Raw genomic sequence first — 16609 nt, 5'->3', positions numbered from 1 at the left:
TTTGTCATTGTCGTTGTTTTAAACATAAAATTCTCCCGGCTGCTCACAATCTGATATTTGTTTCTAAAATCCCTGCGAATAATTGATAGATGTCATAAACTCGCCGATGGACTTTGGGCAGAGTGCAGAGCGATTTCTGCATTTAAAGAATATTGACTTTATTAACAATAAAAATGACTTACACCTGATGTTATTGGTGTGCTGCGAACCATGGCCGCGCTACTAAAACTCAGGCTATACACAACTCAGGCTATACATAACAACAAGCGAATTTTCGGTGAGAGAGGGGATATGTTGGATCTATTAATTGGGATTATCGTGGCCATCGGTGTCGGCCGCTATATCATTAAGGGCTATTCAGCAACAGGCGTGCTGATGGTCGGTGGTTTACTGCTATTAATTATCAGCGCCTTGATGGGCAAAAACATTTTGCCAGCCAGTGCGACGTCGACGGGCTGGCGCGCCACCGATATCGTTGAGTATGTCAAAATCCTGCTGATGAGTCGTGGCGGCGATCTTGGCATGATGATCATGATGTTATGTGGCTTCGCGGCTTACATGACCCATATCGGCGCAAATGATGTGGTGGTTAAGATTGCATCCAAACCACTGCAAATGATCAACTCTCCATATTTATTGATGGTTGCGGCTTATATTGTGGCCTGCTTAATGTCACTGGCGGTGTCATCTGCCACAGGGCTGGGTGTACTATTGATGGCCACGCTATTCCCTATCATGGTCAATGTGGGAATAAGCCGTGGGGCGGCAGCAGCGATTTGCGCCTCACCGGCAGCAATCATTCTGGCACCAACCTCAGGTGATGTGGTGTTGGCAGCGAAAGCCTCTGAAATGCCGCTGGTCGATTTCGCCTTTAAAACCACATTACCTATTTCTATTGCCGCCATTGTTTGTATGGCGATTGCGCACTTCTTCTGGCAGCGTTATCTGGATAATAAAAGCCAAGAGAAGCACGAGATGATGGATGTCAACGACATCACCACTAATGCGCCTGCTTTTTATGCCATCTTACCGTTCACGCCGATTATTGGGGTGCTGATCTTTGATGGTAAGTGGGGGCCGGAACTGCATATCATCAGTGTATTGGTGATTTGTATGATGCTCGCGGCAGTGATTGAGTTTATCCGCAGCTTCAGTGCGAAAACGGTGTTTGCGGGTCTTGAGGTTGCTTATCGAGGAATGGCTGATGCGTTCGCAACGGTTGTCATGTTGTTAGTGGCGGCGGGGGTATTCGCGCAAGGATTGAGTACGGTTGGCTTTATCAGTGGCTTGATTGGGTTGGCTCAATCCTTTGGTACGGGTGGCATTGTTATGATGCTGGTACTGGTGGTGATCACCATGCTGGCGGCAATGACGACAGGTTCAGGTAATGCGCCGTTTTATGCGTTTGTGGAATTGATCCCAAAACTGGCGGCTCAAATGGGTATCAATCCGGCCTATCTGGTTATCCCAATGCTACAAGCCTCAAACTTGGGGCGCACATTGTCGCCGGTTTCTGGCGTCGTCGTTGCGGTCGCGGGGATGGCAAAAATCTCACCGTTCGAAGTGGTGAAACGTACCTCTGTCCCTGTACTCGTCGGGTTGGTCGTGGTGATTGTAGCAACGGAAATTCTGGTGCCAGTACACCTGTAACGTCTTAGATAAATCGATAAATAAAAAGCCGAGTTGCGATATGGACTAATGCCATAAAGTAACTCGGCTTTATTTTTCCGCGTGATGGGCGTTTCCCATCACTAAAAAATTACACTTCGTAATCTGGGTCCGGCACTTTTAACGGGGTTATTTTCACCTTCAAGATGCGGTGGCTGCTCACCTCTAGCGGTTCAAACAGATAATCCCCTATCTTCAATTGTTCACCCACCTGTGGTATCCGCTGGGTGTACTCCATCAACAGTCCGGCCAAGGTGTGATACTCGCGTTTATCATCAATGGGCAGTGGCAGATAAAGCACTAAATCTTCCAGTGGCATATAACCATTGGCAATCCAGCAACCATCTTCCGTTTGCTGAATATCATGGCGAGCATCCAACTCTTCACCGGCGACCGGCAGATTACCGGCAATCGTTTCCATCACATCAGTCAGGGTAACCACACCTTCGATGGAACCGAACTCATCGACGACAAAAGCAAAATGGGTTTGCGCTTGGCGGAATTGTTCCAATGCCATCAACAGCGAGACTTGTTCAGGGAAAATCAATGGCTGACGAATCAGCGCCCGTAAATCAAGTTTTTCGCCCGAGAGCTGCTGTTTCAACAAATCAATGACGTGAATGACACCCAAAGGTTCATCTGTAGAACTGTCTTCCGTCACCACGATTCGGGTATGCAGATTTTTGGTTAACAACTGAGTGAGTTTTTCCGGCGGATCGTTAAGGTCTAGATACTCCACATCATGGCGCGAGGTCATGATGCTACTCACCGTACGCTGGGCCAGCCCTAAAACACGCTCAATCATCCGGCGTTCTTGATCATTGAAGACCTCTTGGCCACCACTGCTACCATCGGCTATTAGGTTGGCAGTGTGGTTATCCAGCTCAGCTTCTTCGTGTTTACCACTGAGCATGCGCAGCACTGCCTCTGCGGTTCTTTCTCGTAGGGGACGAACCGTTGATAAGAAGCGGCGGCGGTTGAATTGAGCGAATTGATTGAGCGATTCAATAATGACGGAGAAACCAATCGCGGCGTACAGGTATCCCTTCGGAATGTGGTAGCCAAAACCTTCGGCCACTAAACTGAAACCGATCATCAGCAAGAAACTCAAACACAGGATGACAATCGTCGGGTGAGCATTCACGAAGCGGGTTAATGGCTTGCTGGCTAACAGCATCAAACCAATCGCGATACAAACAGCCGCCATCATTACGGCAAGGTGATCCACCATACCAACAGCGGTAATCACCGAGTCGAGCGAGAAGATGGCATCGAGCACCACAATCTGCGCCACTACAGGCCAGAAGCGTGCACCTTTGCGTTGCTGGTTTTGCTGGTGGTCCTTGCCCTCAAGCCGCTCATTGAGCTCCATGGTGGCTTTGAATAGCAGGAATATCCCCCCAACCAGCATAATCAAGTCACGGGCACTGAATGGATGTCCGGAAAGGCTCACTAATGGGGCAGTTAATGTGGCTAACCACGAGATACTGGCTAATAGCACCAAACGCATTAACAATGCGCACAGTAAACCGGTAACTCGGGCTTTATCTCGCTGATGACGAGGCAATTTTTCGGCCAAAATGGCAATAAATATCAGGTTATCGATACCCAACACAATTTCGAGCACAACCAGCGTCGCCAGTCCTGCCCAAATAGTAGGATCTGCGATCCATTCCATATTTCTAATTACACCTTATCTTTGTGGCTTCTGCTATAAGAGAGAATAATGAGCCTATAACATCAATTTTTCAAATTTATATATAGGAAATGGATGATATTATTGATAAGGACAATAAATGTAAAAAGAAGAACTATTGCTTTGCAACGCTTTGAAATAACTATGTAAATTTTGAAATGAAGAAGCTCAATGGTTAAATTAAACTAACAGACATTTCTTAGTTAAAGTTAATATTATATAATGGATAATAAGTATAAATAACGACAAGAGCAAATTTTGCTCAATAGAGATATGTATCAATTTTTAGCTATACTTATAAATGCTGAAAATATGCTCAATTAGCTATTGGTAGCTGTAAAGCCAAGGGCGGTAGCGTTGTTAAATTGGATGAATTCAATATAAATTATTTCGCATGGAATGATTTTTATTCTCATTTGTAACTTTGTACGTAGGGTTTAGTACATTCAAAATGCAACATTATCGTTATTAAGGATAAATGATGTTACTTCCAGTGATTATGGCGGGCGGAACAGGAAGTCGTCTGTGGCCGATGTCAAGAGAACTTTACCCAAAACAATTTTTACGTTTACATGGGGTAAGTTCAATGCTGCAGGAAACAGTGAACCGTCTAGAAGGGATTTCAGCCAGAGAACCTGTTGTCATTTGTAATGAGGAACATCGATTCTTGGTCGCGGAACAATTGCGTCAAATTAATAAGCTATCTCATAATATAATATTGGAACCAGTTGGTCGTAATACAGCCCCTGCTATTGCGTTGGCTGCACTAAATGCTATTTCCCAAGGTGATGACCCAATTATGTTGGTGTTAGCAGCCGACCACATCATCAATGACAATGATGCTTTCCACCAAGCGGTTAGAGATGCACTTCCGTTTGCCGAAAAAGACAGTCTAGTGACCTTTGGCATTGTACCAACCGGCCCTGAAACTGGTTATGGTTATATACATCGTGGTGAAGTAACGGTTAGTGATCTTTCTGAGGCATTCACAGTTAAACGTTTTGTTGAAAAACCAGATATCGAAACAGCAGAGCAATATATTCGTACGGGTGAGTATTATTGGAATAGTGGCATGTTTATGTTCCGCGCCAAACGTTATATTGAGGAACTACAGAGATTCAGGCCGGATATACTTGAAGCCTGCAAGGCTGCAATGAAAGATACGGACTCAGATAATGATTTTATCACCATCGATCGGGATAAATTTAGCGTTTGTCCGGATGAATCTATCGACTATGCCGTTATGGAAAAAACGAGCAGTGCTGTTGTCGTGTCTCTTGATGCCGGTTGGAGTGATGTAGGGTCCTGGTCCGCGCTGTGGGATGTTAGTCATAAGGATGAATTTGGGAATGCCATTACAGGCGATGCATTCCTGCATGACACACAGAATTGTTATATCAATACTGATGAGAAATTAATTGCGGCGGTGGGTGTCGATAATTTGGTGATCGTGAGTACTAAAGATGCCGTTTTAGTGGTGGACAAATCTAAAGTACAAGATGTTAAAAAAGTTGTTGAACACCTGAAAAAAACGAAGCGTAGTGAATATCGGCGCCATAGAGAAACCTATCGACCATGGGGGCGCAGCGATATCGTGGTTAATGAGCAGCGCTTTAATGTTAACCGTATCACAGTGAAACCTGGCGGTGCATTCTCTATGCAAATGCATCATCACCGAGCAGAACATTGGATTGTTTTATCGGGTACGGCAAAAGTCACTATTGGGGATAGAACATTCTTAATCACTGAAAATCAATCGACTTTTATTCCTATTGGCTCGCTTCATATGCTTGAGAATCCGGGGAAAATCCCACTTGAATTGATTGAAGTTCAGTCAGGTTCTTATTTGGAAGATGACGATATCATCAGAATTAAAGACCACTATGGTCGCTGCTGATTTAGAGGAAAGAATGAATACCCTAACTTGTTTTAAAGCCTATGACATTCGTGGTCAATTGGGCTCAGAATTAAATGAAGATATTGCTTACCGTATTGGTCGAGCCTTCGGTGAATATTTAAAGCCTAAAACAGTTGTTGTCGGTGGTGATGTTCGTTTGACAAGTGAATCATTAAAAATGGCCTTGGCTGAAGGACTGATGGATGCCGGGAGTGATGTTTTGGATATTGGACTAAGTGGTACGGAGGAGATTTATTTCGCTACTTTTTTTTTAGGAGTCGATGGCGGAATAGAAGTGACTGCTAGTCATAATCCAATCAATTATAACGGTATGAAGTTAGTTAGAGATAATGCTAAGCCAATAAGTGGTGATACTGGCTTACGTGATATACAAGAGTTGGCTGAAAAAAATAACTTTAAGTCGGTCGATAAAAATAAAAGAGGTAGCTATAAAACAATCTCGATACTTAAAGAGTATGTTGACCACTTAATGAGCTATATCGATTTTAAAAACTTCACTCGCCCACTAAAATTAGTCATTAACTCTGGTAATGGTGCTGCAGGGCATGTTATTGATGAAATAGAAAAACGTTTTATTGCTGCGCATCTACCCATCGAATTTGTAAAACTTCACCATCATCCTGATGGTACATTCCCCAATGGTATTCCCAATCCGCTATTACCTGAATGCCGTGCTGATACTGAAAAGTCAGTCATTGACTCTCATGCTGATATGGGGATTGCATTTGATGGCGATTTTGATCGTTGTTTCCTGTTTGATGAAAATGGAAAGTTCATTGAAGGTTACTATATTGTAGGGTTGCTGGCTGAGGCCTTCTTAAAGAAAGAAGCCGGTGCCAAGATAATTCATGACCCTCGGTTAACCTGGAATACAATTGATATCGTTGAAAATGCAGGCGGTATTCCAGTCATGTCGAAAACGGGACATGCTTTTATCAAAGAGCGTATGCGCAAAGAAGATGCCGTGTATGGTGGTGAAATGAGTGCACACCATTATTTCAGAGACTTCGCATATTGTGACAGCGGAATGATTCCATGGCTGCTGGTTGCTGAGTTATTATGCGTGAAGCATAAATCCTTGAGTCAATTAGTTGGTGATCGTATTCGAGAGTTTCCTGCATCAGGTGAAATTAACCTCAAACTAAAAGATGCTAAAGACAGTATTACTAAAATTAGAACTATTTACGAGCTCGACGCTGTTGCTATTGATTTAACGGATGGAATTAGTATCGAGTATAGTGATTGGCGGTTTAATTTAAGAGTGTCTAATACAGAACCAGTGGTCCGCTTAAATGTTGAGTCTGTGGGGAGTATGGTACTAATGCAGAGTAAGACAAAAGAAATATTAGCACTGCTAGGTGGAAAATAATCGTGAAAGAGATGTTATTGGCAATTTATCGATACCGAGGCTTCATTTTTGGCAGCGTGAAGCGAGATTTTCAGTCACGCTACCAAATGAGTATGTTAGGTGTCTCTTGGTTAGTATTACAACCTTTATCTATGATAGTTGTATATACGGTTATTTTTTCTCAATTGATGCAAGCACGCTTGCCGCAAACATCAGGATCATTCTCTTACAGCATATATTTATGTGCAGGCATATTAACATGGGGACTGTTTGCCGAAATTCTATCTAGAAGCCAAAATGTATTTACAGATAATGCTAACTTATTAAAGAAACTTAATTTCCCAAGAATTTGTTTGCCATTAATTGTTGCTTTATCGTCATTGTTGAATTTTTTAATAATATTTACTCTTTTCATTTTATTCCTATTAATAAGTGGGAATTTCCCCGGCCTGGTTATTCTTGGTATTATACCTCTTATAATATTACAGATTATTTTTGCAATTGGGCTGGGAATAACTCTAGGCGTAGTTAACGTGTTCTTTCGTGATGTCGGGCAATTTGTCAATATATTGCTTCAATTCTGGTTCTGGTTCACCCCCATAGTTTATATGATTGGAACATTACCTGAGTGGGCTCAAGGCTTGATCAGGTGGAATCCAATGGCTGGCTTAATAGGTTCATATCAAAATATCTTTGTTCATGGACAGTGGCCAACGCTGGCACCATTGAAATTTGTAATATTTTTATCCGTCATTTTTTGTATTTTAGGCTTAAAACTTTTCAAGAAGCATTCTGCAGATATGGTGGATGAATTATAATGAGCAGTATTATTGTTAATAATGTTGGAAAGGCATATAAGCAGTATCCGACCAAATTCAGTCGTTTTGTTGAATGGATTTCTATTCCATATAAAAAAAGACATACGGAAAAATGGATATTAAAGAATATAACTTTTTCTATAAGTCCAGGTGAGTCTGTTGGTATTATCGGTGTCAATGGTGCAGGTAAAAGTACTCTCCTCAAAATGATTACAGGTACTACCGCACCAACGACAGGTTCAATATATAAAGAAGGCCGTGTAGCAGCGTTGCTTGAGCTTGGTATGGGGTTTCATCCTGATTTCACTGGGCGCCAGAATGCTTATATGGCGGGCCAGCTTTTAGGGTTCAGCGAAGAGGAGATTTCTAGCATTATGCCTGAAATTGAAAGCTTTGCGGCCGTTGGTGATTATTTTGATAAACCAGTAAGGACATATTCAAGTGGCATGCAAGCACGAGTGGCATTTTCGGTAGCGACTGCTGTAAAACCAGATATTCTAATTGTCGATGAAGCGCTCAGTGTTGGTGATTTAGCATTTCAAGCAAAATGTATGCAACGGATGAACTCGTTACTTGCAGATAAAGTAACTATTCTTTTTGTGAGCCATTCTCTTGCACAAGTAAGACAGTTTTGCAACAGAGCAATATATATAGCTGATGGTGAGATTAGATCTATTGGTGATGCAGCAACAGTTTGTGATTTTTATCAAAATGACTTAGTTGAAAAAAAATCCAGTAGCGGAAATAAGAATGTAAAGATAGAACATTCTGAAGTGTCAAATGACGAAATTAAAGTCGATCCAAACCTAAGAGCAAACTCACTACTTGTAGATACTGGTAGTAAGAATCTTGAATTTATTAGTTTTGAAATCCTAAATTCTGATGGTGAAGAGAGTAATTCCTTTTATGCAGAAGATGAAGTTATATTTAAAGCCACTATTCGCTGCAACGAAGATACACCATCAGGAGCTGTTATCGGTTTATTAATAGGTGATAAGGCAGGTTTCCCTCTACTGAGTATGAACTCTAATTATTATAATAAAAAGCTTTCCAATATGGAAAAGGATAATGTTGCAATTGTTTCATGGAAGTTCAAAATTCCGTTTTTCATGGGAGATTACAGAATAGATATCGGTATTAAGGATGATCCATATTCTGCTGATTTTTATGATCGAGTTTTCTGTGCTAAGGTATTTACGGTCAATACGCCAAGTAATCTTTTGAAAAATAATTTTGGAGGGATATTGTATGTTAAAGCAGATGTTGAAATTACTAAAAAATGATAAAAATAATCAGGGGATTAATAATCCAGTGAGCGATAATATCAGCAATATTGAGCAGGAAATTGTTGATAAACCGATTAGTGATATAAAAGATTATTCTCTGTATAGTGGTGAACGACAAACAGCTAATACTGTAGAGGGTATTCGGCGTGATCATACCTCTCGATACGAATTAGCAATAGATATTATGCTGAAAAAAGAAGAACCCATATTGAATGGTGCGGATATTTTTTGTGGTAATGGATATGGCACTTATATGCTGTCCTCAAATTTTTCTAATGTTAATTTCATTGGAATTGATGGTTCATCAGAAGCTATTAATGAAGCCAACATTAACTTTACTAGAGAAAATAACATATTCTCAAATAAACTTTATCCGTTCACATTACCAGTAAATACCTTTGATATAATTACATGTTTTGAATCTCTAGAACATGTTGATAAAGATGGACTTTTGTTTGATGAAATAAAAAAATCTTGTAAATCTAATGGATTGATTATTGTTTCTGTTCCTAATGAAGAAATACACAGTTTAGTTTTAAATCCACACAAATTTCACTTTAGACATTATACACATAGTGATTTTTTAGATAAATTTGGAACTGACTTAGAACTAATCACCTGGTATGGCCAAAATGTTTATAAGTTTGATGAATCTGGAGTTAATACTCATCAATTATTAAATGAGGTAGATATGTATCCTATTGAACACGTTCAAGGTCAGGTGAATATATATGTTTTCAAAAAAAGATAATAAATTTGTTTTTTTTTGGTTACCTTATGATGTGAAATATACACACACAACTTTTTTAACGAGTTTCTATCTTTCATTAGATAGATTTCCTCTTGAGTCATCTATACATATAGGGCAAGAAAAAATCTTTGATGTACCTCATCAAGATATACCTAAAAATTGGTTAGCATCATATAATGCAAATATCCCAACATTAGATATTTTGAATAGTGTAGAAAAGGTTTTTATTGACACTAAGATATTTCAAGACTTAGAGGATAAATATAAATCTAAGAACATTGTTTGGAGTAAATTACTGACAGAACGATATCTGCCTCTAGAAGCATTAATAATTGATATCTTTAATGATTTGAAATCAAATTGTGATATTTCTGCAGTTGTTCTATGGTGTAATATACCAAGTGTTAAGTTTGTTGCTGAAAAATTAGGATTACGTGTAATACATAATGAAATGGGGCCATTGCGAGCACCTGATTATATAGGTACATGTTATTTTGACTTTCAAGGTGTAAATGGAAATACCGAACTTAAGCAGAGGTTTGATACTTTAAATGTAACAAGTATGGAGCCAGTTAATAATAACTTTGATCGTGATTATCTGTTACGGCTGTTTAGGGTAAATGAGCCACCGGAACCGGCTAATCTCGAAGAGATTTTTGATATAGGTGTTCCGCTCCAAGTCGAAGATGACTCTAATATTCTTGCTTTTTCAAATGGCTTTTCAAATTATGAACTCATAAGATACTGTAGAAGTTTATCTAATAATGTTTTAATAAGAAAACATCCTTCAGGATATGTTGACTATTCTGAAATAACTCCAAGTAGTGAAAAGTTAAGCCCACAAGAGTTTATTATTAAGTCTAAAGAAATAGTAACCATCAATTCTAGTATTGGAATTGAAGCAATTTTATATGGAAAAAAAGTTGTTATTTTAGGTGACTCCCCGTTTAAGTTGTTCAGTGAATGTGCTGATCAAGAATACACTATAAAAGCACTCAATTTTTCTCTTCTCAATTATATTGTGCCATTAGAATTCTTATATAATAAAGAATATTATGATTGGAGATTAAATAATCCAAGTGAGAATGATATATATGACTGTCATCTGAAATATTATTTAGTACAGTTAGCGGAGAGAGAAATGTTAAATAATGAAATTAAAGAGATGATTAATGAATCCAACCGTAAAATAGACGAGCTTGCTAGAACAGTAGATGACTTAAAGTTAGAAGTGCAGAAACTTAACAAGTTTATTGATGAGGCTGATTTGAAAATAAAAAATAAGAGTTTCGGCCTGAATATTAAAAATCTTAAAGCTCTTATTAATAAAAAAATGCCGTAGGATAATGTAATTGTTCACCATGGAAATTAGATTCTTAATTACTAATAATTCAATGGCTAATATTATTATGAATATTAAAACTGAAGGTAAATATGTCAATTAAGGTACTGTTGTTAAGTACGTATCCAATACTGAACCCTAGGCATGGGGGGCAGGTAAGAGTTTCAAATATAAAGAAAGTATACGAGAATAATGGATTTCAAGTTATTAATTTTGCTCTATATGAACCAGAAAGTTATTCTAAAGGTGATGTAGAATCACTTGATATGCCATTTGAAATTAACTCACCGTACAGAAAATTCGAAGGTAAATTGATACCGCTAATTACTGATCTCCAAAGCGGTGAATATGTTTCAAAGGATGATGCTTTTTTTCAAGATTTTGTACAAAGAATTCCTAATGACATAGATGTGATTCATATTGAGCAACCGTGGCTATGGCCATTAGTAAATCGGTTACAGAATGATTTTTTGACTAAAAAACCCATACTAATTTATGGTTCCCAAAATATTGAATGGTTACTTAAAAAAGATATTTTAGATAGCTATTCTATTAGTGATTCTGAATTAGTGGTCGAAAAAATTAAGCAATTAGAAATAACTGCAGCATTAGAAGCTGATATTACTTGTGCAGTCACGGAAAACGATGTTGAGATATTATCCGGTTTTGGAGCGAGAAATGTTACTCTAGCTAGAAATGGTATTGCTAAATGGAAAGCTTCGGCTGAAAAATTAAAATATTGGAAAGAGCGATTACCTAAATCCCCTTGGATTTTATACGTTGCAAGCGGACACCCTCCTAACTTTAAAGGTTTTAAAGCTTGTGTTGGTGATTCACTAGCTTGTATACCTCCAGACTCAAAACTTGTAGTTGTTGGTAGCGTTTGTGAGAGCCTTTATAACCAGTTGATTGATTCTGATTATAGTAGTATTAATCAAGACAGGTTGCAGCTACTTTATATGCTTTCAGATGAAGATTTGGCTGCAGTAAAAGAATTAGCAACTGCCTTTCTGTTGCCAATTCCTCATGGCGGAGGTTCTAATATTAAAACTGCCGAAGCCTTGTATTCAAATAAATATGTGATTGCTACTGAAACTGCATTGAGAGGGTATGAGCGCTACGCAAACTCAAATAAATTAATTGTATGCTCGAGCACCAGCGAATTTATGTCATCAATTCGTTGTGTTTTAAGTGAAATTGAAATCAATGCTGAGATGCAAGATCAAGATGATAAGCAAGACTTATTATGGGATAATTGCCTTCAAATAATCCCTGTTACTGTCAAGAAATTAATTAAGGAAAAATAAATGTCATTTGTTTGGATGGATGTAACAACTATCAGCAAATGGAACCGACCTGCGGTTGGTATAATAAGGGTTGAAGCGGAATGTGCTAAATATGCTATTGAAAAATTGGATAAAGATATAAAATTTTGTATCTATGATTCCCATAAAGGTTATCAGGAAGTTAACAAGGAAACTGTTACTTCGTACTTCTCAAATTTCCACAAATCATCTGAAAGCAAAAAAATAATAAGTAATGCTCATGCTAAAAATGATATTACTTTAGAACAAAGGCTTAAAGGTTTATTTCTAAAATATAACTCAAAATTGCCACGTCGTATTTCTAGTTCATTTCATTCATTCTTAATTCGGAACAAAGGTGCCTTCACATACTTTCTCGCTAGTGCGAGGAATTTAAAGGCAGGATTCAGTGAGTTGTTAAAAACTTCTAAAAATAAAACTTCAAGCATAAAATCACAATCAAGAGATATAAAAAGAACTTCACCTTTTTCAAAGAATGATACATACCTATCTTTAGGATTAGATTGGGATCAAAAAGATTTAACTTATCTATATAGTTTAAAAAAAGAATTATCCCTAAAAATAATACTATTTTGTTATGATATTATCCCAGTAAAATTACCACACTTATGTGTTGGTAATGTATCTGTTGCTTTCAGGCATTACTTTTCAAACGTTGCTTGGTGTGCTGATAAAATACTTTGCATTTCTGTCTGTTCAAAGAATGACTTGCATCAACTTTTGCTTGAAATGGGTACACCTTTACCTGAATTGGATGTTATTCAACTTGGTTGTGATTTTCCAAATTTAGCCGATGATAATAAAAGTGTGCTACCGATTGAGCTAGAAAATGAAAAGTTTATTCTTTATGTCTCTACGATTGAAAGACGCAAAAATCATGAAACGCTTTATCGCGCATATGTAAAGCTCTTGGATGATGGCTGTGAGAATCTTCCATTGCTTGTTTTTGTTGGCATGCCCGGATGGGGTGTCAATGATTTTCTACAAGATATAGTGCTGGATCCGAGAGTTAAAGGTAGAATCAGAATTTATAATAATATAGATGATAGTATGCTTTCTTTATTATATAAGGAGTGTTTATTCACTGTTTATCCATCTGTGTATGAAGGGTGGGGGCTGCCGATATCTGAAAGTCTTGCTTACAATAAATTCTGCTTGGCGTCAGATGCTGCTTCGATACCTGAGGCAGGCGGTGATTTTATAGATTATGTATATCCATGGGATGTTCCAGGATGGGCTGCAGCATTAAAAAAATACATCTATAATGAGAGTTTACTTAGTGCAAAAGAAAAGGACATTCAACATAATTATAAAATAAATTCTTGGGATTCGTCTGCTAGATCTATTTTTGAAAAAGTTATCAACATAGCTAAATAAATCAGAGGTTGTAATGAAAAGTGCAGTAATAACTGGTATCACAGGTCAAGACGGTGCATATCTTGCTGAATTATTACTTGAGAAAGGATATGTAGTTTATGGTACTTACCGTCGTACAAGTTCTGTTAATTTTTGGCGAATTGAAGAATTAGGCATAGATAAGCATCCAAATTTACATCTGGTGGAGTACGATCTTACCGATCTTTCTGCCAGTATTCGCTTGTTACAAACCACGCAAGCTACTGAGGTATATAATCTTGCCGCTCAAAGTTTTGTTGGTGTTTCATTTGACCAACCAGCAACAACCGCAGAAATCACCGGTATTGGTCCGCTGAATCTATTAGAAGCCATTCGTATTGTTAATACCAAAATTCGCTTTTACCAAGCTTCTACATCTGAAATGTTTGGAAAAGTTCAGGCAATACCTCAAGTAGAAGAAACTCCATTTTATCCTCGCAGCCCTTATGGTGTTGCTAAGCTATATGCTCACTGGATGACGATAAACTATCGTGAAAGTTATGGTATTTTTGGTTGCAGCGGTATTCTCTTCAATCATGAGTCTCCATTACGTGGTCGCGAATTTGTTACTCGTAAAATTACAGATTCAGTCGCAAAAATTAAATTGGGTAAGCTAGATATTCTAGAGTTGGGTAATATGGACGCTAAACGCGACTGGGGTTTTGCCAAAGAATATGTAGAAGGTATGTGGCGTATGCTGCAAGCAGATATTCCTGATACTTTCGTTTTAGCAACGAATCGTACAGAAACAGTGCGTGATTTTGTTTCTATGGCATGCAAAGCTGCAGGTTTCAATTTGCGTTTTGAGGGTAATGATGAGCATGAAGTTGGGATTGATATAGCAACAGGAAGGACTTTAGTTAAAGTTAATCCTAAGTTCTATCGCCCGGCTGAAGTTGAATTGCTAATCGGTAATCCTCAAAAAGCTAAAGATGTTCTGGGTTGGGAGCCCAAGACAAGCTTAGAGGAACTTTGCCAGATGATGGTTGAAGAAGATCTTCGCCGTAATCAACAAGGTTTTTCATTCTGATGGAATTCAATGGCAAACGTGCCCTGATCACCGGTATTCAAGGGTTCACGGGCCATTACATGGCAGCGGAGTTATCCGCTGCTGGTTACCGGGTTTTTGGTTTAGGATCACAGCCATCAACTAAATCTGATTATTTTCAAGTCGATTTACTTGATGCGAAAAGGCTCAACGCTATTGTTGAGCAGGTGAAACCTCATCTTGTTGTACATCTAGCAGCAATCGCTTTTATTGGCCACGGAGATCCTGCGGCTTTTTACAATGTAAATGTTGTGGGCACCAGGAATTTATTGGTTGCTCTGAACACCGTTGCCGATAATATCGAGGCAGTTTTACTTGCTAGCAGTGCTAATGTCTATGGAAATACACAAGAAGGTGTATTGAGTGAGGCATCGGCGGTAAATCCAGCCAATGATTATGCGGTGAGTAAGTTGGCTATGGAATATATGGCCAACTTATGGACAGAAAAATTACCGATTATTATTGCACGGCCATTTAATTATACCGGTGTTGGGCAATCAGAAGACTTTTTACTGCCTAAAATTGTTTCTCATTTTAGGCATAAAGCAAGCGAGATAGAGTTAGGTAATCTAGACGTCTGGCGGGATTTTACAGATGTTAGAGCACTTGTTAAAGCTTATCTAGGTCTATTAATAGCCAAACCTATAGGCGAGACAGTCAATGTTTGTACTGGCAAGACCTACTCATTACGTGAGGTCATTGCATTGTGCGAGGCGATAACATTACACAATATCTCTATTCGTGTTAATCCAGCCTTTATTCGTGCTAATGAAGTAAAAATGTTATGCGGGAATGCGAGTAAATTACGAAGTATTGTCAAAGGTTGGAATGCTCCGCCATTAGAGAAGACACTTCAATGGATGTTGGAAGATAAATAATGAGAGTAGTTTTTGGTGCTGACGCTATTAAATATCCATTAACGGGCATTGGTCGCTATGCATATGAGTTAGCTAGGGAATTGCAAAATAGTGATGAGATATCGGAGCTTCTGTTTCTTCAAGGCCAAAAGATATCTAATCATTTACCGACGCCAACTCTTAGTTCAAATGCTACATTAGGGCTTAAAAAAGTTGTAATGAATAGCGCTTTTGCTAGTGAGGTATATCGGCTTACTGCACCTTGGTTGAAGAGCTTTGCACTAAAACCTTATGCACAATCTATTTATCATAGTACGAACTTTTATTTACCTCCTTACGTGAAACATTCAGTCGCGACTTTCCATGATCTTTCTATTTTTAAATGGCCAGCATGCCATCCGGAGAATCGTGTTCGCTATATGCAAAAAGAGTTATTGTTAACTTTAAAACGTGCAAATGTTTTAATTACTGACTCAGAATTTACCCGTAAAGAACTCGCTGAGTATTTTGATTATCCTATCGATAAAATAGTATCCGCACCTTTAGCGAGCAGTGGTGATTTCTATCCTAGGAACTATACTTCTTTGCATAGTTTAATGACTAATCTAGGGCTGACCGCTGGGCAATATACCTTATTTACCGGGACTATCGAGCCAAGGAAGAACATTGCAACGCTACTGGATGCTTACGAGCGGTTACCCATTGAGCTTCGCTCTCAATTTCCATTAGTTATTTGCGGTTTTTCTGGATGGAGTAGCGAAGGACTACATCGTCGCTTTGAGCTTGCTGCACAGGAAGGTTGGTTGTTTTATCTTGGTTATTTGAACTCAGATGACTTGCCTTTACTTTTTGCGGGCGCAAGGACATTCTTGTTCCCATCGCTTTACGAAGGCTTTGGTTTGCCTGTGCTTGAAGCAATGGCATCTGGTGTACCAGTTGTTTGTTCCAATGCTGCTTCATTGCCTGAAGTCTTAGGCGATGCTGGCTTAATGTGCGATGCGATGGATGTAGAAGGGCTAACAACTGCAATTATTAGTAGTCTTGTAGATGATGACTGGCGGGTTAAATCAATAGCCAAAGGCTTGATAAAAGCTGAAACGTTTTCATGGGGTCAATGCGCCCAAGATACAATAAGAGCCTATAAGCAGGTATAAAAT

General features: G+C 38.7%; 13 protein-coding genes. 12 read left to right on the top strand and 1 reads right to left on the bottom strand.

Going from position 1 to position 16609, the window contains the following annotated elements:
- Positions 1–291 precede the first annotated feature (291 nt).
- Positions 292–1650, top strand: a complete 1359-nt coding sequence (gene dcuC / locus BN68_RS07470) for an anaerobic C4-dicarboxylate transporter DcuC (protein WP_019210541.1) — start codon at positions 292–294, stop codon at positions 1648–1650.
- Positions 1651–1759: 109 nt separating this feature from the next.
- Here the strand turns inward: dcuC and BN68_RS07465 are convergent, their stop codons facing one another.
- Positions 1760–3346: a TerC family protein gene (locus tag BN68_RS07465; protein ID WP_019210540.1), complete on the bottom strand. Its 1587-nt coding sequence runs from the start codon at positions 3344–3346 to the stop codon at positions 1760–1762.
- Between the two features lie 499 nt (positions 3347–3845).
- Between BN68_RS07465 and BN68_RS07460 the strand changes: the two genes are divergently transcribed.
- The 11 genes from BN68_RS07460 to BN68_RS07410 all read left to right on the top strand — a co-directional run bounded on the left by BN68_RS07460 (position 3846) and on the right by BN68_RS07410 (position 16606).
- Positions 3846–5261, top strand: a complete 1416-nt coding sequence (locus BN68_RS07460; RefSeq protein ID WP_042806424.1) for a mannose-1-phosphate guanylyltransferase/mannose-6-phosphate isomerase — start codon at positions 3846–3848, stop codon at positions 5259–5261.
- Between the two features lie 13 nt (positions 5262–5274).
- Complete coding sequence (cpsG, locus tag BN68_RS07455; protein WP_019210538.1) at positions 5275–6651, top strand: phosphomannomutase CpsG; 1377 nt, start codon at positions 5275–5277, stop codon at positions 6649–6651.
- Positions 6652–6662: 11 nt separating this feature from the next.
- Positions 6663–7448 carry an ABC transporter permease gene (locus tag BN68_RS07450; protein ID WP_042806557.1) on the top strand — a complete coding sequence of 262 codons (786 nt, stop codon included), beginning with the start codon at positions 6663–6665 and terminating at the stop codon, positions 7446–7448.
- Positions 7448–8731, top strand: a complete 1284-nt coding sequence (locus BN68_RS24430) for an ABC transporter ATP-binding protein (protein ID WP_019210536.1) — start codon at positions 7448–7450, stop codon at positions 8729–8731. Before BN68_RS07450 ends, BN68_RS24430 begins: the two co-directional genes overlap by 1 nt.
- Positions 8697–9485 (top strand): class I SAM-dependent methyltransferase, encoded by a 789-nt coding sequence (locus BN68_RS22890; protein WP_019210535.1) that lies wholly within the window; start codon positions 8697–8699, stop codon positions 9483–9485. Before BN68_RS24430 ends, BN68_RS22890 begins: the two co-directional genes overlap by 35 nt.
- A complete protein-coding gene (locus tag BN68_RS07435; RefSeq protein WP_019210534.1) occupies positions 9466–10827 on the top strand; it encodes a GT99 family glycosyltransferase N-terminal domain-containing protein in 1362 nt (453 codons plus the stop codon). Before BN68_RS22890 ends, BN68_RS07435 begins: the two co-directional genes overlap by 20 nt.
- Before the next feature lie 92 nt (positions 10828–10919).
- Positions 10920–12134 (top strand): glycosyltransferase family protein, encoded by a 1215-nt coding sequence (locus tag BN68_RS07430; RefSeq protein ID WP_019210533.1) that lies wholly within the window; start codon positions 10920–10922, stop codon positions 12132–12134.
- Complete coding sequence (locus BN68_RS22885; protein WP_019210532.1) at positions 12135–13529, top strand: glycosyltransferase family 4 protein; 1395 nt, start codon at positions 12135–12137, stop codon at positions 13527–13529.
- 13 nt (positions 13530–13542) lie between these two features.
- Positions 13543–14577 carry a GDP-mannose 4,6-dehydratase gene (gmd, locus tag BN68_RS07420; protein WP_019210531.1) on the top strand — a complete coding sequence of 345 codons (1035 nt, stop codon included), beginning with the start codon at positions 13543–13545 and terminating at the stop codon, positions 14575–14577.
- Positions 14577–15473 (top strand): GDP-mannose 4,6-dehydratase, encoded by an 897-nt coding sequence (locus BN68_RS07415; RefSeq protein ID WP_019210530.1) that lies wholly within the window; start codon positions 14577–14579, stop codon positions 15471–15473. Before gmd ends, BN68_RS07415 begins: the two co-directional genes overlap by 1 nt.
- The gene (locus BN68_RS07410) at positions 15473–16606 is read left to right on the top strand and encodes a glycosyltransferase family 4 protein (protein ID WP_019210529.1); all 1134 of its coding nucleotides are present in this window, start codon (positions 15473–15475) and stop codon (positions 16604–16606) included. The genes BN68_RS07415 and BN68_RS07410 overlap by 1 nt, the downstream gene beginning before the upstream one ends.
- The last annotated feature ends 3 nt before the right edge of the window (positions 16607–16609 follow it).

This window comes from Yersinia massiliensis CCUG 53443, from assembly GCF_000312485.1.
Lineage (GTDB): Bacteria > Pseudomonadota > Gammaproteobacteria > Enterobacterales > Enterobacteriaceae > Yersinia > Yersinia massiliensis.
Note: the sequence above shows the minus strand (reverse complement) of the source record. Positions and strands in the feature narration are given on the sequence as shown.

What these genes read in the sequence shown, in the direction of transcription:
- dcuC (WP_019210541.1), top strand. Translation starts at nt 292, where the DNA reads ATGTTGGATCTATTAATTGGGATTATCGTGGCCATCGGTGTCGGCCGC.
- BN68_RS07415 (WP_019210530.1), top strand. Translation starts at nt 14,577, where the DNA reads ATGGAATTCAATGGCAAACGTGCCCTGATCACCGGTATTCAAGGGTTC.
- cpsG (WP_019210538.1), top strand. Translation starts at nt 5,275, where the DNA reads ATGAATACCCTAACTTGTTTTAAAGCCTATGACATTCGTGGTCAATTG.
- BN68_RS07450 (WP_042806557.1), top strand. Translation starts at nt 6,663, where the DNA reads ATGTTATTGGCAATTTATCGATACCGAGGCTTCATTTTTGGCAGCGTG.
- BN68_RS07410 (WP_019210529.1), top strand. Translation starts at nt 15,473, where the DNA reads ATGAGAGTAGTTTTTGGTGCTGACGCTATTAAATATCCATTAACGGGC.
- BN68_RS07430 (WP_019210533.1), top strand. Translation starts at nt 10,920, where the DNA reads ATGTCAATTAAGGTACTGTTGTTAAGTACGTATCCAATACTGAACCCT.
- BN68_RS22890 (WP_019210535.1), top strand. Translation starts at nt 8,697, where the DNA reads ATGTTAAAGCAGATGTTGAAATTACTAAAAAATGATAAAAATAATCAG.
- gmd (WP_019210531.1), top strand. Translation starts at nt 13,543, where the DNA reads ATGAAAAGTGCAGTAATAACTGGTATCACAGGTCAAGACGGTGCATAT.
- BN68_RS22885 (WP_019210532.1), top strand. Translation starts at nt 12,135, where the DNA reads ATGTCATTTGTTTGGATGGATGTAACAACTATCAGCAAATGGAACCGA.
- BN68_RS24430 (WP_019210536.1), top strand. Translation starts at nt 7,448, where the DNA reads ATGAGCAGTATTATTGTTAATAATGTTGGAAAGGCATATAAGCAGTAT.
- BN68_RS07465 (WP_019210540.1), bottom strand. Translation starts at nt 3,346, where the DNA reads ATGGAATGGATCGCAGATCCTACTATTTGGGCAGGACTGGCGACGCTG.
- BN68_RS07435 (WP_019210534.1), top strand. Translation starts at nt 9,466, where the DNA reads ATGTTTTCAAAAAAAGATAATAAATTTGTTTTTTTTTGGTTACCTTAT.
- BN68_RS07460 (WP_042806424.1), top strand. Translation starts at nt 3,846, where the DNA reads ATGTTACTTCCAGTGATTATGGCGGGCGGAACAGGAAGTCGTCTGTGG.